The sequence below is a fragment of the Chryseobacterium taiwanense genome, from assembly GCF_000813825.1.
Taxonomy (GTDB): domain Bacteria; phylum Bacteroidota; class Bacteroidia; order Flavobacteriales; family Weeksellaceae; genus Chryseobacterium; species Chryseobacterium taiwanense.
In genome coordinates this window covers 637,738-659,273 of sequence record NZ_JWTA01000004.1, presented here as the reverse complement: position 1 = coordinate 659,273, position 21,536 = coordinate 637,738, and the positions used below count along the sequence as shown (strand labels likewise).

Annotated in this window: 19 protein-coding genes; 11 read left to right on the top strand and 8 right to left on the bottom strand. The window is 33.3% G+C overall.

All coding sequences use genetic code 11. The features are described from left to right. Positions 1-55: 55 nt before the first annotated feature. On the top strand, positions 56-901 hold the full coding sequence (gene folP / locus RM51_RS06465) for a dihydropteroate synthase (RefSeq protein WP_039366332.1): 846 nt from the start codon (positions 56-58) through the stop codon (positions 899-901). A 113-nt stretch (positions 902-1,014) separates the two neighbouring features. Here the strand turns inward: folP and RM51_RS06460 are convergent, their stop codons facing one another. The 3 genes from RM51_RS06460 to RM51_RS06450 form a co-directional block, all read right to left on the bottom strand. Continuing rightward, complete coding sequence (locus RM51_RS06460) at positions 1,015-1,251, bottom strand: hypothetical protein (protein ID WP_039366329.1); 237 nt, start codon at positions 1,249-1,251, stop codon at positions 1,015-1,017. Between the two features lie 10 nt (positions 1,252-1,261). Continuing rightward, positions 1,262-3,451: a hypothetical protein gene (locus RM51_RS06455; RefSeq protein WP_039366324.1), complete on the bottom strand. Its 2,190-nt coding sequence runs from the start codon at positions 3,449-3,451 to the stop codon at positions 1,262-1,264. A 312-nt stretch (positions 3,452-3,763) separates the two neighbouring features. Then, positions 3,764-6,217, bottom strand: coding sequence for a DUF5686 family protein (locus RM51_RS06450; protein ID WP_039366321.1), 2,454 nt, complete (start codon positions 6,215-6,217; stop codon positions 3,764-3,766). Positions 6,218-6,534: 317 nt separating this feature from the next. Here RM51_RS06450 and RM51_RS06445 point away from each other — a divergent pair, with 317 nt between their 5' ends. Further along, positions 6,535-7,695 carry an alpha/beta hydrolase-fold protein gene (locus tag RM51_RS06445; RefSeq protein WP_039366319.1) on the top strand — a complete coding sequence of 387 codons (1,161 nt, stop codon included), beginning with the start codon at positions 6,535-6,537 and terminating at the stop codon, positions 7,693-7,695. Between the two features lie 77 nt (positions 7,696-7,772). On the opposite strand, the gene alaS is transcribed toward RM51_RS06445, so the two are convergent. Continuing rightward, entirely contained in the window at positions 7,773-10,376 is a 2,604-nt protein-coding gene (gene alaS, locus RM51_RS06440; RefSeq protein ID WP_039366316.1) for an alanine--tRNA ligase, read from the bottom strand. Between the two features lie 516 nt (positions 10,377-10,892). On the opposite strand from alaS, the gene RM51_RS06435 reads away from it, so the two are divergent. From RM51_RS06435 to msrB, 5 genes are all read left to right on the top strand, one after another. Then, positions 10,893-11,192, top strand: a complete 300-nt coding sequence (locus RM51_RS06435) for a hypothetical protein (protein WP_039366313.1) — start codon at positions 10,893-10,895, stop codon at positions 11,190-11,192. Between the two features lie 22 nt (positions 11,193-11,214). Further along, positions 11,215-11,769: an RNA polymerase sigma factor gene (locus RM51_RS06430; RefSeq protein WP_039366310.1), complete on the top strand. Its 555-nt coding sequence runs from the start codon at positions 11,215-11,217 to the stop codon at positions 11,767-11,769. A gap of 32 nt (positions 11,770-11,801) precedes the next feature. After that, the gene (locus RM51_RS06425) at positions 11,802-12,053 is read left to right on the top strand and encodes a hypothetical protein (protein WP_228375783.1); all 252 of its coding nucleotides are present in this window, start codon (positions 11,802-11,804) and stop codon (positions 12,051-12,053) included. Between the two features lie 79 nt (positions 12,054-12,132). Further along, on the top strand, positions 12,133-12,591 hold the full coding sequence (locus tag RM51_RS06420) for a DUF417 family protein (RefSeq protein WP_052248420.1): 459 nt from the start codon (positions 12,133-12,135) through the stop codon (positions 12,589-12,591). Between the two features lie 10 nt (positions 12,592-12,601). Continuing rightward, complete coding sequence (msrB, locus tag RM51_RS06415) at positions 12,602-13,711, top strand: peptide-methionine (R)-S-oxide reductase MsrB (RefSeq protein ID WP_039366528.1); 1,110 nt, start codon at positions 12,602-12,604, stop codon at positions 13,709-13,711. A 49-nt stretch (positions 13,712-13,760) separates the two neighbouring features. Here the strand turns inward: msrB and RM51_RS06410 are convergent, their stop codons facing one another. From RM51_RS06410 to RM51_RS06395, 4 genes are all read right to left on the bottom strand, one after another. Then, on the bottom strand, positions 13,761-14,423 hold the full coding sequence (locus RM51_RS06410; RefSeq protein ID WP_084110963.1) for a murein L,D-transpeptidase catalytic domain-containing protein: 663 nt from the start codon (positions 14,421-14,423) through the stop codon (positions 13,761-13,763). A gap of 83 nt (positions 14,424-14,506) precedes the next feature. Then, positions 14,507-15,169, bottom strand: a complete 663-nt coding sequence (locus RM51_RS06405) for a hypothetical protein (RefSeq protein ID WP_039366305.1) — start codon at positions 15,167-15,169, stop codon at positions 14,507-14,509. Positions 15,170-15,277: 108 nt separating this feature from the next. Next, entirely contained in the window at positions 15,278-16,123 is an 846-nt protein-coding gene (locus tag RM51_RS06400; RefSeq protein WP_039366302.1) for an ABC transporter permease, read from the bottom strand. Positions 16,124-16,125: 2 nt separating this feature from the next. Continuing rightward, positions 16,126-17,028 (bottom strand): ABC transporter ATP-binding protein, encoded by a 903-nt coding sequence (locus tag RM51_RS06395; RefSeq protein WP_039366300.1) that lies wholly within the window; start codon positions 17,026-17,028, stop codon positions 16,126-16,128. A gap of 116 nt (positions 17,029-17,144) precedes the next feature. Here RM51_RS06395 and RM51_RS06390 point away from each other — a divergent pair, with 116 nt between their 5' ends. The 4 genes from RM51_RS06390 (at position 17,145) to prfB (ending at position 21,473) form a co-directional block, all read left to right on the top strand. After that, the gene (locus tag RM51_RS06390) at positions 17,145-18,509 is read left to right on the top strand and encodes an AAA family ATPase (RefSeq protein ID WP_039366296.1); all 1,365 of its coding nucleotides are present in this window, start codon (positions 17,145-17,147) and stop codon (positions 18,507-18,509) included. A gap of 90 nt (positions 18,510-18,599) precedes the next feature. Then, the gene (locus RM51_RS06385; RefSeq protein WP_039366293.1) at positions 18,600-19,706 is read left to right on the top strand and encodes an NAD(P)/FAD-dependent oxidoreductase; all 1,107 of its coding nucleotides are present in this window, start codon (positions 18,600-18,602) and stop codon (positions 19,704-19,706) included. A gap of 14 nt (positions 19,707-19,720) precedes the next feature. Then, positions 19,721-20,212 carry a hypothetical protein gene (locus tag RM51_RS06380; protein ID WP_039366290.1) on the top strand — a complete coding sequence of 164 codons (492 nt, stop codon included), beginning with the start codon at positions 19,721-19,723 and terminating at the stop codon, positions 20,210-20,212. Positions 20,213-20,360: 148 nt separating this feature from the next. Then, positions 20,361-21,473, top strand: a complete 1,113-nt coding sequence (prfB, locus tag RM51_RS06375) for a peptide chain release factor 2 (RefSeq protein WP_039366286.1) — start codon at positions 20,361-20,363, stop codon at positions 21,471-21,473. Positions 21,474-21,536 lie beyond the last annotated feature (63 nt).

The window sequence follows — 21,536 nt, the reverse complement described above, 5'->3', positions numbered from 1 at the left end:
TTAGTTTTTTGGCTGGAAGTTGCTTATGAGAAGCCGGAAGTTAGTATTTTTGCATATGCAAAATATTTCATCATCTATCAATGAGCATTCTTTGAACTGTAACGGAAGAATGGTAGAATTATCTTTACCAAAAATCATGGGAATTCTGAATCTTACTCCCGATTCTTTTTCAGATGGGGGAAAGTTCAATAATGAAAAATCTGCGTTGAAACATGCCGAACAATTAATAAGAGAAGGAGCTGAAATTATTGACATCGGTCCACAGTCAACACGCCCAAATGCAGAGTTTCTAAGCAGTGAAGCCGAAATTGAAAGGATGGGAAACATCATCTCTTTAATCAAAAAAGAATTCCCGGAGATCTTGATTTCTTTAGATACTTTTTATGCTGAAACTGTGAAGTTTGGCTATAATGAAGGAATTGATATTATTAATGATATTTCCGGAGGACAATTTGATGAAAGAATGTTTGACGTTGCTGCGGAAACCAAGCTTCCTTATATTTTGATGCACGTGAATCCTTCGTATGAAACGATGCATGATAAGATCAAATTTCAGGATATTACAGCCTCTGTTAATCAGTATTTCTCTGAAAAAACAAAAGAACTATTAGAAAAAGGCGTTAACGATATTATTTTAGATCCCGGTTTTGGATTCGGAAAAACAGTAGAAGATCAGATGAAGATGATTGAAGAGGTCAAATATTTGGGTTTTGGAAAATTTCCTCTGTTGATCGGGATTTCAAGGAAATCTTTTATTTATAAACCGTTAGGAAAATCTCCTTTAGAGATCAATGAAGAAACACAGAAACTTCATCTGAAAGTACTGCAGCAAGGCGCTAAAATTCTTCGTGTGCACGATGTCGCTACTGCAAAGAAAACAGTGGACGAATTTTTGAAATAGGTTTTTAATTAGAAACACATTGTCATTCTGACGAAGGAAGAATCTCTGGAATATCAAAAGATTCTTCACTCCACTTCGTTTTGTTCAGAATGACAATGTGCATACTCTTATTTTTAGTTCAAATTAGCCAATTTATCAGCAAACTGTTTTGAGAATTCTTTTCGGTCTTCTTCCATTTTTTCTTTTGTTGACGGAAGAACATAGTTGAAAAGGATTTTATCTTCATTGTCAAGAAAAATAATTTCTTTCTCGTTACCATCAATCATTTGTGCGAAAATTTCCCACATCGATGTATCTTTTAATTTCAATAATTCGAAAAACTGATCCGCTTTTATTTCTATTTTCTGCATAAGCTGATTTTTAAAATTCTAATAATTTGAGTTTAAACTGTATCGCAAAATTTTGCTTAAAATTTGATGTTGTATAATATCCGACTCTGTAAAACAATCCTAAATTAAAATAACTGGAAAGGAAATTGTTCCATTCCAATCCCACTTCCTGATACAGACGGTTTAAGGTTCTGTATCTGAAATCATGATATTCGGGATGTTTCATATCACCAATTGTTCCACGGAGTACAAAATCGAGACTTGAAATATTTTGTCCAAAGCTTTTAAAATACCAAGGAAGTTTGTGAGTAAAATAATAAGCAACAAACTTATCATTATAATACTTTCCGCCTTCCAATGTTGCAAAGCCAAGATAGGAGGTAAGGTTGAAGTTGAAATCGTTTCTCGTAGAAGCCAATCCGTTCATCGTAAAGTTTTTCCAGATCGGAGCTGCACCAAATACCATTCCTCCATAGAGTCTGAAACCTGTTGTTCCCAATATCGTTTTTAAGTTGTATAGGAAAAGCAAATCGAAACGGGAATAATTAAGATCTCCTCCGAAAAGCTTATAACTCTGCTCATAATTCAGATAAATTTCATGAAACTTCTGATCCAGCAATGACTTTCCTTGTGGAGTCATGATGTTGGTAGAATTCGGAGAATATTTGAGGGTGATAAGCGTATTGAAATTATCAAAAGCCGCTCCTTTATCTCTGAAATCATAATCAAACATGGCTTTTTCAGAGTTTCTTCTTACTGTAGAAACGATTGTCAATGCATTGGTAAGATCATTGGTGTAAGACAGAGAAACTCCTTTAAACTGAAAATATCTGCTGTTATTAAGGTTATTTCCATAGTTTGAGGTTCGCATTTTAAAGCTCCACAGCTTTCGGTAAAATTCTCCGGAAGCTGTTACATCATTATAATGTTCGATTCGGAAATAAGAGTTTTTTTCCAGAGATGTTTTAATATCAAGCCCAATTCCGTATTTCCATTGATCATCTTTGAAGCCATAAGCGAAATAATAATCAGGAGAAAAATAGGGATTGAAATTTTCATTCAATTTTGCCTTTAATCCTACTCTGAATCCTTCATAGGCATTAAAGTTTACAATCTCATCTAGAGCAAAATCTAAACTTCCTACCCGTATCTGTCCGTTTAATAATCCTGACAAAATCTGAGCTTTATTATCAATATTATAAATCTTACCAAGACTGTCTATCGTTGCATAGGTATTGGTTTCCCTTTCGGTTAAAGGATCTGTACGATATCGGTTTAATGTTTTTCCGTTGGCATTTTTTACAGTGAAAGTATAGCCTTTAAAGTCCTGTTTGTTCTCTTCAATTGGCGACTGGAAATCGAAATATCTTGAAGTGAGAAAAGCATACGTTCCAAAGCTCTTTTTATTCCTTTTTTCGTGCTTTTCTTTGCTTTCTTCTTCCAGTACCATATTGCTCATTTTCAGCTTTACGGTTTCCTGTGCGAGAAACCATTTGTTGTTGTAGAAAACCCATGTACTGGTAATGATTCCGTCATTTTTATTCTTACTGAAATTTTCAATTTTTTTAATACCGTAGGTTTCGGTATCGATGTAGATGGCGCCGTTATATTTTCTTTTTTTGTCGTTTTTCTTGTAATTCACTTCCCGGAAACGGATGACAAAGTTTTTTCTTCCGTCTATTTCAGTAGTATCGGTGAGAAAAAAACGATAAAGTCTCCTGTTTTCGTACTTTATTTGGTCAGGAACTACATCTCTGTTACTTTGTTGCAGTGCAAGCATTTCATAAATAGGTTGTTTCAGTCCGGAAATTCTGTTGTCCAGAATGTTGATCTTTTCACCAAATTTTTTTGAGTATAAAAATTCCTGAGCCCGTTCCCAAAGAAAAAGTTTGCTCTTTGAAAATATTTGTCTGGCTGTAATGTTGTTGAGAGAATCTTTCTCTCGTTTCTTTTTAAAAAGATTGTTTTCGAAAAGTTTTTTGAACTGCGAAATACTGTCTTCATCTATATCCAAAGAAACTTTTTCGTAGGATTTATAAGAATAAGAATTCAGTGTTTTGGGAGAATTCTCTTTGAACAACTGATTTACTTTTTTCAGGATTTCCAGTGCTCTCGGGTCGCTTTTATCTTCAATGATAACGGTTTCAATGGAGGTGATTTTTGATTGTGAATAACCAAAAATAAACATGAAAAAACATAGAAACAATAAAACCCTTTTCATAGAAAAACTTTTCAAAATTAGTAATATTTATTGTTCTGGAAAAGTTTTGTTAATTGATATTAATGCGATAAAATGATTTTAATTTTTATGAAATAATGCATCTCATTTGCTGCTCTAGATTATTTAACCATTAAGAGTTCATGAAGATGTTAAGATTATTAAGCTTCTTTCTATTGAGTTAAATACATTAAAAATCAGAATGATTTTTCTTAATTCGCTTAATCCCTTAATGTACTCTTAATGGTTTAAAATAAATTCTAATTCTTTTAAAAAGAAAAACTCCCGAAATGATCGAGAGTTTTATTAGTATTACTAAAGTATGCTTAGTTTGATTTTGATTCCGAAGTTGTCTTTAAATTGAGAAGTCTGATAATATCCTAATCTATAAGAGAATCCGACTCCGAAACTTCTTCCTAAAAATCGGTTCCACATCAATCCGACTTCCTGATAATAATGATCCAAAACCTGGAACTGGAACTGATGATCGCCTCTGTTTTTTAAATCTCCGATAGCTGCCTGATATTCAAGATCTATACTGGAATATCTTGTTCCGATAGTTTTGAATCTGAATGGAAGCGACTGGGAAATTTTAAATGCAGCAAATTTATCAGCAAAGAAAGTTCCCGAAGGCATCGTAGCAAATCCTAAATTGGAAGGCGTACTGATATTTGAATACCAGTGATCTACATTAGCATCATTTTGACCTGCAATTTCAAAGTTTTTCCAGATCGGTGCGTTTCCTGAAGAAATTCCTCCGAAAATTTTGATGTTGGTATATCCTAATTTAGATCTGAACTGGTGAATAAATAAGGCGTCTAATCGGTCATAATTCAGATCTCCGCCTAATGTTTCAAAGCCTTTTTCATAATTCAGGAAAATCTGAGGGTAACTTTTTTCGTAGGTGTATTTTCCGCTTGGCGTCATAATGTTTTTATCATTCGGAGCGAATTTTAAAGATAAAGTAGCACTTGTATTATCGAAACTGTTTCCTAGATTTTTATACTGGTAATCGAAAAGAGCTTTTTGTTTTTCCTTATTCACAGTCACTTTCATGCTTAACGAATTGGAAATATCATACAGGAAAGAAGCGCCCCATTTCTGATTTTTATAAAAAGTTTCATTGTGAAGATCCAGATTCATGTCCGAAATTTTCATCATCATATCCCACATATTATTACTGAATCTTCCTGCAGCAAAAACATCATCTACATAATCAAGTCTGAACACAGAAGTTCTCTTATCCGAAAGTTTGACATCTAAGCCTAAACCATATTTCCAGGTATGATCTTTAAATCCATATCCAAAATAACCATCTGGAGAAAAAGTCTTGTTGAATTTTTCATTCAATTTCAAACCTGCTCCCAAACGTATTCCTTGATATTTATCGTAACTGAATAGTTTGGTAATATCAAAATCGATCATCTTATAACGGATATTTCCTCGCATTAACTGCGTTAAAGTGTTTAGTTTTTTCTCAAAATCATTCTTCTGTACGAAGCTGTCAATTTTTGTATACGTTGTACTTTCTCTTGTTGTAAGACTGTCCGTTCTGTATTTCTCCAAAAGGCTTCCGTCAGAATTTTTCATTTCCAGAGAATATCCTTTAAACTCTGAAGCTTTTTGTTCTCCATTGATATCGAAATCGAAGAAACGGTTCTTAACGTACAGATAATTTCCGAATTTCTTTTTATTGTATTTTGGCTTCTCTCCGGGTTTTATGCTATCTTTCTTTGAAGTGTCAAAACTTTGGCCTCCCATTTTTAGCTTAATATCTTCAGAATCTAAAAACCACTTCCCGTTGATCGGTTTCCAGACAGAGATAATATTTCCTTCATTTTGTTTTTTGTTGACACTTTCAAATTTCTTTAGAGCATAAGTTTCAGAATCCACATAGATTTTTCCGTTAAATTTTCTCGGATTCTGTTTCTTTTTGTCTGTGATTTCTTTGAATTTGATCACGTATGTTTTTCTTCCGTCAAGCTGTAGTGTATCGGATAGGTAGAAGTTGAACAACTTTCTGTTTTCGGGTCTTAATTGTCTTGGAGTTCTGTCTAAATTTGAAATATTAATGGCTAAAGCTTCATAGATCGGGTTTTTAAAACCGGACATTCTGTTGTCGATAATATTCGTTTTCTCGCCAAAACTCTTTGAATATTTGTATTCGGTTGCTTTTTCCCAAAGAAACATCTGGCTTTCTTCCGTAGCACTGATGAAATCTTCTGCCGTCAATGAATCTTTTTTATCTTTTTCTTTCTGTTTAAAATCTTTCTTATCCACCTTTGAAAGGGAATCTTTTCTGACTGCTAAGAAATTTTTATACGTATCAACAGAATCTCTGTCTACATCAATAGAAAATTTAGAATACGATTTGAAATTATAAGAATTTAAAGATTTCGGAGAATTTTCTTTGGCTCTTTTATTCAGTTCATCCAAAATCCTTAATGCTTTGGGATCGCTTTTATCACTAATGATCACTCTGTCGATATTATCCAACTTTTCAGATAGAGGCTGCATTGAGACTTCCATCGATTTTTTGACATCTACCAAAACATCTTCAAAATTGCTGGCAAGGATTTCGACCTTTTTACATTTTGTTTTGAAAGATAGATTACCATTGAAATCTGTTTTCCCAAGAAGTTCATCATCACAGTATACTGCTGCATTATGAATAGGCTGCTTATTGGATTTGTTGATGACTTTGAGCTGAATCTGCCCGAAAAACAATACTGCGGAGAATAAAAATAGAGTAGAGAGAAGTTTTGACATTAGTTTTTTTATATATAAGACAAAACTATTGATAAGAAGGTTACAAAAGAATACGAAAAAATATAATCTTTTGTTAAAAATAAAATCCGATGTATCTCTATGAAAGACAGTAGATTTTCATTTTATTCAATTCACTTGCTAATGAAAAATTAATTTTATTTAAGATTTTTTAAGTTTTCTAAACTTATTTAGTCTTTTCATTTAGGTTTGAAATAAAATTGTTTTGTGTACGGATATTATTTATTTTTAATAAAATTATAGCTTGGATTCACACCTTGTGTAAAATCAAATGTTAGACATCATTTATACAATCTGCAATGGTAAAAAAACAATACCTCTTACTTCTTGTTTTCACTTTATTGAATACTTTTTTATTTTCTCAAAACTATGAAAGATATAGAAAGTTAAAAGATACTATCATAAGTTCTAAATATCTTGGCTTTGCAAAAAAGATTTCTATTACAGTTCCGATAGAATGGCAGAACGATGTAAATAATACTTTTCCGTTAATTATTGTATTTGACAAGCAAAATCAAAGAAGTCATAATTACATTATAAATACGATTGATTATTTAACAAGTAATGAACAGATACCATCATCTGTAATAATTAGTGTAGAATCTGAGCAGCGCTATCGGTATATTGAAACCCAACAAAAAATTTCTGATGCTAATGGGCATGCTCTCGAAAATGAGGAATTTATTTTTGATGAACTTATTCCCCTTGCAGAAAAAGATTATAAAGCTTCAAAATATAGAATGCTGATAGGACATTCCAGATATGGATATTTTACCACTTCACTTTTTAGTTCAAGAATAAACGATCTAAATGCTGTCATTTCTATGAGTCCGTTTTTCTTTCAACAAAATACTGATCTCACTAATTCAATAATTAAACTCAATGGTTTATCGTTTAGAGCTAAAAAATATTATCGTTTTGGAATAGGAAATGATTATCCCGAAGATTTTGCGAAAATGGATTCTGTTATTACCCAAAAAATCAACAATCCTTTTTTAAATATGAAGGGATATCGTTTTAAAGAAGCAGATCATAACGCAACACCTGGTTTACTTATAAATACTGCATTGTATGAAATATTTGAAGATTGGTCAGCTATTCAGGCCAAGTATATTTCAAATCAACAAAAAGATGTGGGGATTAAGTCGTCTCTCGATAAAGAAATAGTATCCAATTATGGCGCTAAACTCAATTTTTCAATTGGTATTTTAAATGGAAAAGGATGGTATTTTTACAATGAAAAACAATATGAAAAGGCTATTCAAGCTTGGAAAATATTAATAAATTCTTATCCCAATTTTTCACAGGGATATTTACAAATTATACAAGCTCAAATCCAATTAAAGCAAAATTATCTCAATACAGTTAATGATTTCAAGAAGTCTCTGTCTAATTCTACATTGTATACAGATGTACAAAAGAAAGAGCTTCAAGATGAATTGAAAGAAATCCTAAAATAAACGTAAGTTAATTAAAAACAAAAAGCAGTTGCTAAAAAAACAACTGCTTTATTATATTTTGAATTTAATTCTGAAAATTAAATATTCAAAGCTTTCTGATAAGCATTTTCCAAACCATCAAGATTTTTTCCTCCTGCAGTTGCGAAACCTGGGTTTCCACCACCACCACCTTGGATTTCTTTAGCTAAATCTTTTACGATTGCTCCAGCCTGATAATTTGCGGCTAAATCATCAGAAACTCCAACGGTAATCATTGGTTTTCCGTCCGCATCAGAAAGGATAATCGTCACCGAAGTAGGGATTTCTCTCTTCAACTGGAACACGATGTCTTTTACAGAACCTGCATCAAGAGATGTTTTCTTCACTAAAAGCTGTTTGTCTCCTTTTTGTTCGTAAGCATTTTTCCAGTCACCGATTTCTCCTTTAGCTTTTTCTTTTTTAAAGGCTTCAACCTCAGCTTTCAAAGATGTATTTTCTTCGATCAGTTTTTCAATAGAACGTACAACATCTTTAGATTTCAGCAATTGAGAAAGTTCAGTGATTTGTTTTTCTAAACCTTTGAAATATTCCTCAGACTTATCTCCGGAAATGGCTTCAATTCTTCTGATTCCCGCAGCAGCAGAACTTTCGGAATTGATCTTAAAATGACCGATTTCACTTGTATTTTTTACGTGAGTTCCTCCGCAAAGTTCTTTTGAACTTCCAAACTGAATCATTCTCACATTGTCTCCATACTTTTCACCAAACAAAGCCATTGCACCTCTATCCAAAGCTTCCTTGATCGGAATATTTCTGAACTCTTGTAAAGCAATGCTTTCTTTGATCTTTGCATTTACTTTTTCTTCAATCGAAGCTAATTCTTCTTCCGTCATTTTGTTGAAATGAGAGAAGTCGAAACGTAAATAATCAGGACCAACGTAAGAACCTTTCTGCTCAACGTGAGTTCCTAAAACATCTCTTAACGCTTCATGTAACAAGTGAGTTACAGAATGGTTTGCCTGAGAGTTTTTTCTGTCGGTTGCATTTACTTTGGCATAGAAAAGAGCACTTGCATCTTTAGGAAGCCCGCTGATTAAAGAAATAATCAATCCGTTTTCCTTTTTTGTTTCCAAAACTTCGAAACTTTCAGCAGCATTTTCAAGAACACCTTTATCACCAACTTGTCCACCACCTTCAGGGTAGAAAGGAGTGTTGCTCAATACCACCTGATAAAATTCTCCGTCTTTATTTTCTACTTTTCTGTATTTTGTAATATGAGTTTCCGCTTCAATCTGGTCGTAACCTACGAAGTTAGATTCCTGCTCTTCTAAAACAACCCAGTCATACACTTTTTGAGCAGAATCAGCTTTTGAACGTTGTTTCTGTTCATTTAGAGCAACTTCAAACCCTGCCTCATCGATCGTTAAACCTTTTTCCTCAGCGATAATTCTTGTTAAATCATCCGGGAAACCGTAAGTATCATATAATTCGAAAACTTCTTCTGTTGGCAACACTTTTTTACCTTCAGAAATCGTCTGCTGAATCAATTTATCAACTCGGATTAATCCTGTTTCAATGGTTCTTAAGAAAGATTCTTCTTCACTTTTAATCACTTCTGTTACCAAAGTTCCTTGCTTTTCCAATTCAGGGAAGAATGTACCCATTTGTTCTTGTAAAACAGCAACCAACTTATAAAGGAAAGGTTCTTTTCTATCTAAGAATCGGTAAGAATAAGAAATTCCTCTTCTTAAAATTCTTCTAATCACATAACCTGCTCCTCCGTTTGAAGGTAATTGGCCATCTGCAATAGCAAAAGAAACCGCTCTGATGTGATCTACCACAACGCGGATTGCAATATCTTTTTCGTCTTCTAAAATTCCTGTATATTTTTTACCTGAAAGTTCTTCAACTTTAGCAATTAGAGGGGTGAAAACATCAGTATCATAGTTGGAAGATTTTCCCTGAAGTGCCATACATAGACGTTCGAAGCCCATTCCTGTATCAATATGCTTTGCAGGAAGGTTTTCTAAGCTTCCATCTGCTTTACGGTTGTATTGCATGAAAACGAGATTCCAGATTTCCACAACTTGAGGGTGGTCGTTGTTCACCAATTCAAGCCCTGAAACTTTAGCTTTTTCTTCTTCGCTTCTTAGGTCGACATGAATTTCAGAACATGGTCCGCAAGGTCCGCTTGCACCCATTTCCCAGAAATTATCTTTCTTGTTTCCATTGATGATTCTGTCTTCAGAAATCACAGCTTTCCAATAGTCATAAGCATCCTGATCTCTTTCAAGATTTTCGGAAGCATCTCCTTCAAAAATGGTTACATACAGGTTTTCTTTCTGAATTCCGTACACTTCCGTCAGCAATTCCCAGGCAAAAGCAATAGCATCTTTTTTGAAATAATCACCAAAAGACCAGTTCCCCAACATCTCAAACATAGTGTGGTGATACGTATCTCTACCTACATCATCCAAATCATTATGCTTCCCGGAAACTCTTAAACATTTCTGAGTATCGGCAATTCTTGGGGCTTTAGGCTCTTTGTAACCTAAAAAATAGTCTTTGAATTGCGTCATTCCTGAATTGGAAAACATGAGCGTAGGGTCGTCTTTCAGCACGATAGGAGCCGAAGGAACGATAAGGTGTTCTTTACTTTTAAAATAATCTAAAAATTTTTGACGAATCTCTTGTGATGTCATAATGATATATATTACTTTGCTTTTTACAAATTTTCGATAAGATGCAAATTTAATGTTTTTAAAGCAATAGTAAAATAGAGTTTGTTGTTTTAACCTGTGTGTAAAATAATTGTTTAGATATTGTCATTTCGACGAAGGAAAAATCTATTGTTTTCCATCTTTTAACTTTTATCAGCTAATCTTTAACTTCTTTCTTTTTTGGGAGCTATTTCCTGCTTTCCGCACTCGCTATTTTTGGGATTTTTGTGCGGCGGCTTTGCCGCCGCCCGAAATCCAAAAAATGAGCTCAGACAATTGCTGCAATCGGGGCTAGGAGAAAAATACAGTTGAAAACCACCCCGTCAAAAATTTCTTTAAAATTTTCGCCACCCCTCCAGAGTAGGGGAATTTTTGTAGCATTTTCATGTTTTTCTTTATGTCATTGCGAGAAACGAAGTGACGAAGCAATCCCATATTTATGATAAGGATTAAAAAATTGAAAAATATTATTTATCTTTCTTAAAACTTTAAAATATCTTGAAAACAAAAGCTGAAAGAATGGCGCAAAAGGTAATTGGAATTACGATTGCATATCCCATTTTGTTTATTTTGATATGTCTTTTGGGAAGCCTTATTGGAAGCGAAATTATGGGTTATGCTGCAGTGTTTTGTTTCTATCTTATAATTCCAATACTTGTAATTAACTGGATTTTATCGGTTTGGAGTTTAAGACTTGAAAAAAAGCCGATTGGTTTCTGGGCACTATCCTGTACAATATTTTATTCGTTGATTTTTAGCGGATTATTATATGTATTTACAACAGTAAAAATGTGTTGATATTTTTAGTAAACTAAAGTAAATGACAAAAAACGAAACCATCAAAAACTGGATAGAACAATATTCGGAACCACTGTTGAGAAGAGCGGTTTATCTGCTTTCGGATAAATTTGAGGCTGAAGATGTTGTTCAGGAGGTTTTTATTTCTGCTTTTTCGTCGTATGACTCATTTGAGGGGAAAAGTCAACCGTTGACTTGGCTGATGACTATTTTAAACAGAAAAGTTGCAGATTTTTATCGCAAAAAATATAAATCCGAACCACAAATAAAACTAGACCATTTTTTTGATGAAACCGGTTCTTGGAAAAATGATGATGTCCTTAATGATTGGGATGCTTCCAATAAAGAAACTGAGCTTCTCGATGATAAAGATTTTAATAAAACATTGGAAGATTGTATAGAGGAATTACCCTCCAGATGGAAGATTCCGATGAAAATGTATTATCTCGAAGAAAAAAAAGCACCCGAAGTGAGTCAGGAATTGAATATTTCTACGACTAATCTTTGGAAGATTTTACAACGAAGCCGAATGCAGTTGCGGGAGTGTCTGGAATTTAACTGGTTTGCAAAATCATAAGGAGTACAAGAATGTTGAAAAAACTAATACATATGATCTTTTTACCATGCAGTGAAGTGACTTTGCTCATGGAAAAACGCAATGCTGAAAACATTTCTCCAAGCGAGAATTGGAAACTCAATCTGCATCTTAAAATCTGCAAATGGTGCAGAGCCTACAAGCAAAAACTCGAAATTTTAGATGATATTCTGAAAAGAAAGCTTTCTCAGGAGAAAGAAAATGAAATAAATAATACTGAAATTCAGTTATTTAAAGAAAAAGTAATTAAAAATTTAGATATTTAATACAATCCTTGTCAGGATTTTTAAAATGTTCCGACTATACTTTTGAAAATAAACAAAGTATTCATTCAAAATCATTACAATGAACGGAACTACATTAGAAATCAACAAAGAAAACCGAACGGGAAGGATCGGGTATTATGTCTCGCTTTTCGGGGCTGCATTGATCCTGTTTTGGATTGGAATATTCAAATTCACACCGACCGAAGCAGAAGGAATAAAAAGTCTGGTAGAAAACCATTTCTTTACCTTTTTCGTATATGATATTGTAAGTGTGCAAACAGTGTCAAATGCTATCGGAACGATAGAAATTATCATTGCTTTACTATTAGTATTTAGTGTGAAATTTGCATCACTCAGAAAGTACGCTGCGATTGGAATGATTGTTACTTTCCTTATCACCTTGAGTTATGTATTTACGACTCCGGGAATTTGGAAAATAGTAGACGGAGTTCCGGTTACAGACTTCTTTATCTTAAAAGATCTGATGCTTTTAGGATTTGGTTTAATGATTTTAAATGGGAAAAATGATTACAAATAAAAAGATAAAAATGAAAAACATATTAATACTGCTTGGAGTCGTTCTGGGTATAGCAGTTTTTGCTACAAGCTGTGGAGATGCCAAACCAAAATCCACAGAAATTAAAAAGGAAAATGAGACCATTATGGACAATAAAAACGTAAAAGAAATCTATTTTGCAGGAGGATGCTTTTGGGGAACTGAACACTTTTTTCAACAAATTCGAGGTGTTGTAGGAACAGAGGTTGGATATGCCAACGGAAATAAAAAAAATCCTACCTATGAAGAAGTAGTAAGTCATACCACAGGTTTTGCGGAAACTGTAAAAGTAAAATATGATCCTGAACAGGTAGATGTAAAACTTTTAATTGATTTATATTTTAAAACAATTGATCCTACAAGTATTGACAAACAGGGAAATGACAGAGGAAACCAATACAGAACGGGAATTTATTCAACAGATAAAGAAACGGAATCTATTGTAAAAGCTGAGGTTGCAAAATTAGCTAAGAATTATGATAAACCAGTGGCAGTAGAAACCATTCCTTTGAAAAATTTCTACAAAGCAGAAGATTATCATCAGGATTATTTAGATAAAAATCCGGGAGGGTATTGCCATATCGAACCGGGATTATTTGAAATGGCAAGAAATGCAAACCCACTTCCAAAAAAACAAACAAAAGAAATGAAATATCAAAAACAGGATAAAGAAACTTTAAAGAAAAAATTAACGGCGGAGCAATATACTGTAACTCAGGAAAACGGTACTGAAAGAGCTTTTCAAAATGAATATTGGGACGAAACCCGTGAAGGAATTTATGTAGATATTACAACGGGAGAACCTTTATTTATTTCAACCGATAAATTTGAATCAGGTTGTGGATGGCCAAGTTTTTCAAAACCGATTACAAAACAGTTGATTGATGAGAAGTTAGACCGCTCTCACGGAATAACAAGAGTAGAGGTAAGAAGTAAAACCGGAGATGCCCATTTGGGACACGTTTTTAATGACGGACCGGCAGATAAAGGCGGACTTCGTTACTGTATCAACTCAGCTTCTCTAAAATTTATTCCGAAAGGGGAAATGAAAGACAAAGGATACGGAGACTATATTTCTTTACTTGAAAAAGATAAGAAGTAAATATATAATTAAGTAAGGTGTTTTTAAGACTGTCGAAAGGCAGTCTTTTTTAATTGTAAATCCACATCAGAATCGGTTTAGATGTATCTTTTAAGATAGGATCGATTTCTCTTAAGGCGTTGTTTGAAACTGTAGGACAACCCCAACCTTCGGGGGAACCTTGAGGATAGATCTCATGATCATCCATTTTTTCCCAGGAATGAAAAACGATGGCTCTTTTCAGCGCATTATTGTTGGTTTCTTCCAAACCATGCATTAAATATTTTACTTTAATTCCCCATTCACTTACGCCCCTTTCTCCGATTTTATATTTTCCAAGAGAAGAAAGATGACTTCCGTCTTCATTACTGAAACCCGGATTATCTTTTGATTGTGCCAAACTCCAGATGTAGTTTCCGCAACCATGACCTACAAGATACTTTTTAGTGATTTTCTTTTCCTTAAAATTATAAATGAAAAAACGGTTGACCCCTGAATGCAAACTCATATCGATCAAAATACAAAAGTTGGTATTGAATTTTTTCTCTTTACAAAATGATAAAGCTTCTTTGGCTTTTTTATGAGTCTTTTCAGTATTTAAAGATGGTTTTTCCTTTTTTGATGAGGTGAAAACTCTAAACGAATTTTTCTTTCCATCAGAACACGATAAACATAGAAAAGTTAATGTTAAAAAGCAAAACCTTGTAATTTTAGAAGCCGCAAGCTGAATCATTTGGTGTTTTATAAGTGAAGTTTAAAAATAAGAAAAAAAGCAACTCGTCTAGGAATGAAATGGATCGAAGAATCTGGTTTATTTTAAGAATGAAACTTTTGCAACTGAAATCTTTCTTTGATACTTAACATGGAGATGTTTATAAATAATAAAAATCCAAAGATGATATAAAATGATGGTTCAGGTAATTGTGTAAGTTGATATTCAAATTTTGAGAAGCCTTTTAAAAGAGATATTTTAAATTGTTCGCTAGAAAAATCTATGACTTCATTTCCGCATCTGTCTATTGTGTCATCATTATATGTGGGAATATTTGAAATAGAAGATTCCTGAACTACAAAAAAATGTCCTGTTTTGTCAAGATCCAAATGATAAGAAGGATGTTTGCTAAGTTCCATGTCATTTAATAAAGATACAATATCATTATATGTGTTTTTGTTATCTAAAATAAATTCTATTCCGGATTTTTCGCGATTTTCTTTTTGAAGTTTTTTAATTTCGGAAACATAAAATTTAGAATTTTCTTTAGCTAAACTAGGTTGTACTATAATTTTATGATAATTCCAGTTTCGATAGGGTTCGAAACTTGCATATGCTAATTCTTTTCCGTCATGAGATTTAGCTGGGAGACCAATGTCAATGACTCCAAGATTTACTTCCTTAAATTTTTGACTTCCATAATACCAAAATAAAATCGGTATCAGTAATGCACTGATCAATCCCGGAACATAGAAAATTTTCTTCACAGCAGTTATTTTTGTCGAAATCGAATGAAAATTTTAAGCCAAAAAATAAAAAAAGTGATTCAGACGAATCACTTTACTATGTTAATTTCCAATTTTTCAATTAAAATATTACCAATCTCTTTTTCTTAAAATCCAGTATGATCCGAAAATGAAAATGGCGCACCAAACTAAACAAGCAATAAGGCTTTCTGTAGGGTAGTGGAATTCATATTTTCCTCCTAACAGTTGTGCTGCTTTTAATCTCATCATAGGATTCGGAATTAAGCTCGACATACTTTCCAAAGGCATTAGTTTGGTAAGAGAAAACGAATTTTGAGCTTTTTCTACCATTTGCGCTCCAGTAGCATGCTGAGATTTTAAATACAATGCAATACTTTGAATAATTCCTTCACCAATCCAAAGAACAAAAATAGAAAGAAATACAAAGACCGATTTTCTCAGTAAAACAGAAAGGAACATTAGGAAACAAAAGAACGTAAACAGCTTTACAAAGTAATTTCCGATGAAAAATATTTCCTCAAAAACTTTTGCAGATTCTGTTGTACTGGAATATTGGTAGCCTAAAAACATCGTAATTCCAAAGACAATTACAGTTGAGATAATCGTGAAAATACTTATCGTTAATAATTTTGAACCGATAAATTCTTTTCTGCTTAAACCATCAATAGTATTCTGCTTAAACATTCGGTCACCAAATTCCTGACAAATCGAAAAAACGATGATTAATCCTAAGAAAATTTTCAATAATCCTACAATCCAAGTCGTGAAATTCCAGATTTCCGGGAAATTATAGATGCCTTGTTCCTTTAAATTGACGGTTCCTCCGAAAAGATCAAAATCAACCAATCCAATGAAAAGTAACGCAATAAGAATAGCGAAATATAAAATGGTGAAAACCTTGAATGGTCTGTAATTCAGGTTTTTGTAATATTCAAGTTTTAATAATTTTGTCATGATTAATTTGTGTTTTTTACAAGTTCAAGGAATTGAGATTCAAGAGACAGCTTTTTCTTGTTCAGGTGTGATAAGAAAATTCCTTTTTCAGTCAGTTTCTGATTCAGTGTTGAAGCGGAAATCGTTGCATCGTCGCGAACATGAGCTTTTATTAAGCCATCTTCCTGATTGATTGCCGTAAACCATTGGAGTTCATTCAAAGCCTCTAAAAGCTGAGTGTTATTATCTGCTTTAAGCTCAAAATATCCATTGTTGGAAGTCATTTCATCCACTCTTCCGCAATAAAGAGAAGTTCCTTCTTTTAATACAATAACGTGGCTGCAAATCTTTTCAATCTCATCGAGAAGGTGACTGGCAATAATAATGGTAATCCCTTGTTTAGCAATATTGCTGATGATTTCTCTGATCTGGATAATTCCTTCAGGATCAAGTCCGTTTGTCGGTTCATCTAAGATAAGAACTTCAGGATTGTTTAGCATCGCAGAAGCAATCGCAAGACGCTGTTTCATTCCTAAAGAAAAGGTTTTGAAGGTATCTTTTCTTCTTTCGTATAAACCGACCGTCTTTAAAACTTCTTCAATTCTTGAATAAGGAGTATGTTTAATTTCGGCAACAATCTTAAGATTGGTTTCTGCACTTAAATAAGGGTAAAAATTAGGCTGCTCAATGATCGCTCCTATTCTTTTCAGCGTATCGGGATCAGTTCCTTTTTTTCCAAACCAATACCAGTCTCCGCTTGTAGGATTAATAGTTGAAAGCAACATCCCGAATGTAGTGGATTTTCCACTTCCATTGGGACCTAGAAGTCCGTAGACATTTCCTTTTTCGACGTCAAAAGAGATGTTGTTTACAACCACTCTTTTGAATTTTTTCGTCAGGTTCTTTACTGATAAAATCTTTTCCATGTAATTTGTTTTACATAGTAGTAGTCTATATAAATTAGAAAATGTTACAGAATTATCATAAATCAATTTACATTTAATCCTAAATACATTAAATTTGATAGAATTAATCAGCAATTATGAAACTTATTGAACTGGCAAAGGAACTTAATGTTTCTGCCGAAGCTATAAAACAATTTATTCAGGATTTTGATCTTGAATTGGGAGTTTGTATCAGTACAAACTTCGAAGTAAAAGAAGATTTTGAAAAATTTGCCCGTGAGAATATTGACTTCTTACGATTGTATGAAACGGATCTTGATAAAACAAAAACTCTCGAACAAATTGCAGAAACCATTAAACAACCAAAAGATAAAGTAGAAAAAGCGATAAAGGAAACCAATCCGAATATTTTCGATAATGGTTTTTTTAAATCTTCCATTTCGAGCTACGGAATTGATAATAAACTGGGAGGAAATTATGAATTTGTGTATAGCTATTTCGGACATAAAATCAGCTTAAAACAAAGAGATTTTATAGGATATAGAGATTTGTTCTTTTATATTTCAGGTATTCTAGAACCTTTTCTAAATCCACAACAAATTAAAGATTGGGGAATCAATAAACCGGCTGGAATTATTTTATATGGTCCTCCCGGAAGCGGAAAGATTTTTTGGGCGAATAAAATTGCCGAGATTATAGGGTATCAGTTTAAAGAAGTGAAAAAACATTACCTGGGAACTTCTTTTATCAATGGAAATAAAACCGATTTCAACGATTTTCTTTTAACCATGATGAAAGAAGACAAAGTTTTGCTTTTCTTAGATGATTTTGATGACATCATGTTAGAGAGAAAGGCGGAAACAGACGTTGCATCTTGTAATCTTGAAACTCAGGAAATCATACTTCATTATATCAGTAGATTTGAGCAGGAAGATTTATTGATGGTTGGTTCAGCCAATTCTGTATCTGAAATTGATGAAGAAGTCTTAGCTCCCGGAAGATTTGATGTGATGGTTCCTGTCTTTCCGCCAAATGCTTCAGAACGCTCTGAAATTATATTGTTTGCCATGACAAGAGGTTTGGAAAACGATTCGTTACTATATAAAATTCTTAAAAATAACAAAGCTGATAAAATTCCGTTTTGGCATGGCGTTTCTTCTCAGATGAAAGCTTTCAGTAATACCATGCTGATTGATTTTACCCAAAGTCTTAAGAAAAGAATCAAAAATGTATACCAAAGAACCCGAAATGAGAATTTAAAAATAGATCAAACCCTTTTGAATGGAGCCTTAAGAGATGCTGCAGGTAAACTGACCGAGGAATATCTGGATCAGGTTGCAAGATTTCTGGGTGATGTGATCATTAATAATTTTGATCAGTTTCAATATCGAGTACAAAGCCTGAAAACTGAACTGGACGCTTATAAAGTAGTGGAAGAACCAAGAAGAGCGATAGGCTTTCATCATAATGGGGAGGAAGAGGAAAACGAAAGTAAAAATTAAATTGGTATGAGTTATAAATTATGAGTTATTTAAATGCTAACTCTACTATTTGAATTCATAACTATTAACTCATAATTTATAACTACTAAGATGATCAGCGTTTGGGAACTTGAAACATTTTACAGAAAAAGAGATATCATCATTATTGGAGCTGGTTTTACGGGATTATGGACTGCGATTTCGATTAAAGAGAAATACCCTGAAAAATCTGTTTTGATTATTGAACGAAATTCAGTTCCGTTGGGAGCTTCAACCAGAAATGCGGGTTTTGCCTGTTTCGGAAGCTTGACAGAGATCATTGCTGATTCTGAGAAAATGGGTTGGGATAAAACGTTGGATTTGGTAAAGATAAGGTTTGAAGGATTACAGAAAATTCAGAACTATTTTAAAAACTCAGCAATTGATTTTGAATTAAACGGAGGTTTTGAAATTCTTAATCATGATGAACCTTTACAGAGCATTGATGAGGTTAATGAAAAATTAAAGTCGATTATAGGAACTGAGAAAACCTATTTTCTGCATCAAAATAAAATCAAAGAATTCGGATTAGGAAGATCTGAATATTTAATAGAAAATCCGTGTGAGGGAAGTTTGCATTCAGGAAAATTATTGCAAAAATTATTCGAAAAATGTAATGAATTAAAAGTTGAATTTCTTTTCGGAACAGAAGTGGAATATATTGCTGAAAATAGAAACGAAATTGAAGTTCAGCTGTGTGAAGATATTTTGATTAAAACCAATCAGCTGATTCATTGTACGAATGCTTTTGCTTCAACATTTTTAAAAGAAGAAGAAATTATTCCTGCCCGCGGACAAATTATTCTAACGGAACCGATTGAGAATTTAAAACTAAAAGGAACTTTCCATTATGATGAAGGGTTTTATTATTTTCGAAATCTCGGAAATAGAATTTTATTGGGTGGTGGAAGAAATCAGGACTTTAAGACAGAAGAAACCACCGCTTTTGAAACTACAGAATTTCTACAAAACCATTTGGAGACGTTTTTAAAAGAAGTAATTCTGACTGATCAGCATGTTGGAATTTCCATGCGCTGGTCCGGAATTATGGCAATGGGTTCAGAAAAAACTCCCATTGTAAAACAAATTTCTGAAAGACAATTCTGTGCGGTAAGACTTTCAGGAATGGGAATGGCACTGGCTCCGAAAATTGGGGAGATTGTTGCTGAAATGATTTAAATAATAGTGAATAAATGAAGTATTTACCTTTTGAACATTTGATTTATACAACAAATTTGTCAGAACAAAATGTTATCAGGATACTTTCTGAAAACGTAGGGGCAAAAAGAAAACCTTTTACATCCAATAATGGGTCAACAAAAGAATACGAAGGAACTATTACTGAAAATAATTTTGAAATTAATAGAATTATTAAAAATAGAAATTCTTTTCTCCCTCAAATTACTGGAACAATTCAAGAAAATACCTATGAAACACAGATTGAGGTTAAAATGAAGTTACATCGGTTAGTATCGATTTTCATGATATTTTGGTGCACATTCGTCATTTTTTTCTTAATTATAACATTAATTAAAAGCAAGGGAATAATTTCCAATGATCTTGTTTTTCCTTTATGTATGCTGTTGTTTGCTTATCTTTTAACAATGCTTGGTTTCAAAATGGAAAGTAAAAGATCAAAAAAAGATTTGGAAAAAATGTTTGAGGCTAAGGTAATTAAAGAATAGTGTTTATCTTTCTTACCAATAATCTATTAATTTCATTTTGATTCATTTAATCATAGTTTTAATAGTGTAATATACTTGAAAATATAACTCATAATACACTATTCCTTACTCATTATTTTATCCGTATTTTTGCAAAAAATAAACAATCGTGATCAACAACGACCAGATAAAAGAAATTCAATCCAGAATTGAAGATTTACATAAATACCTTCAGATCGACAAAAAGAAGATAGAGATTGCCAATGATGATGAAAAAACAGCTGCACCGGAATTTTGGGACAATCCGAAAACGGCTGAAGCATTTTTAAAGCAGCTTCGTTCTAAGAAAAAGTGGGTAGAAGCTTATGATGAGATCAATACTCAGTTCGAAGATTTACAGGTTTTAATGGACTTTGCTAAAGAAGATCCAGATTCTGAAAAAGAACTGGATGAAGCTTTTCCTCAATTAGTAGAGAAGGTAGAAGACCTAGAATTCAAAAATATGCTTTCCAATGAAGGAGATGAACTTTCTGCAGTACTTCAGATCACTGCGGGAGCCGGAGGAACGGAAAGCTGTGACTGGGCTTCGATGTTGATGAGAATGTACACGATGTGGGCCGAAAAACAAGGGTATAAAATTCGTGAACTGAACTTTCAGGAAGGAGATGTTGCCGGAGTAAAAACCGTCACGTTGGAAATTGAAGGCGAATTTGCTTTCGGATATTTGAGAGGAGAAAACGGAGTTCACCGATTGGTAAGGATTTCCCCTTTCGATTCTAATGCAAAACGCCATACCAGTTTTGTTTCCGTATATGTGTATCCTTTGGTAGATGATACGATTGAAATCAACATCAATCCGGCAGATATTTCATTTGAAACGATGAGATCTTCAGGAGCAGGAGGTCAGAACGTAAACAAGGTAGAAACAGCGGTTCGTCTTCGTCACGCACCGACAGGAATTATTATTGAAAACTCAGAATCTCGTTCGCAGCTTCAAAATAAAGAAAAAGCAATGCAGTTGCTTCGTTCAAGACTATACGAAATGGAACTGGAAGAGCGTATGAAAGCCCGTAACGAGATTGAAGCCAACAAAATGAAGATCGAGTGGGGAAGTCAGATCAGAAACTACGTGATGCATCCTTATAAATTGGTAAAAGATGTACGTTCCGGCTTTGAAACTTCAGATGTAGATTCTGTAATGAACGGAAATCTTACTCCATTCCTGAAAGCATTTCTGATGGCCGATGGAACGGCGGTTTCTGAAGATGATATGGACCTATAAAAATCATATCTGAATTTTCGTTAAAATATGCTAATATATTTCCTTTTGAACTTTATTAAGCTT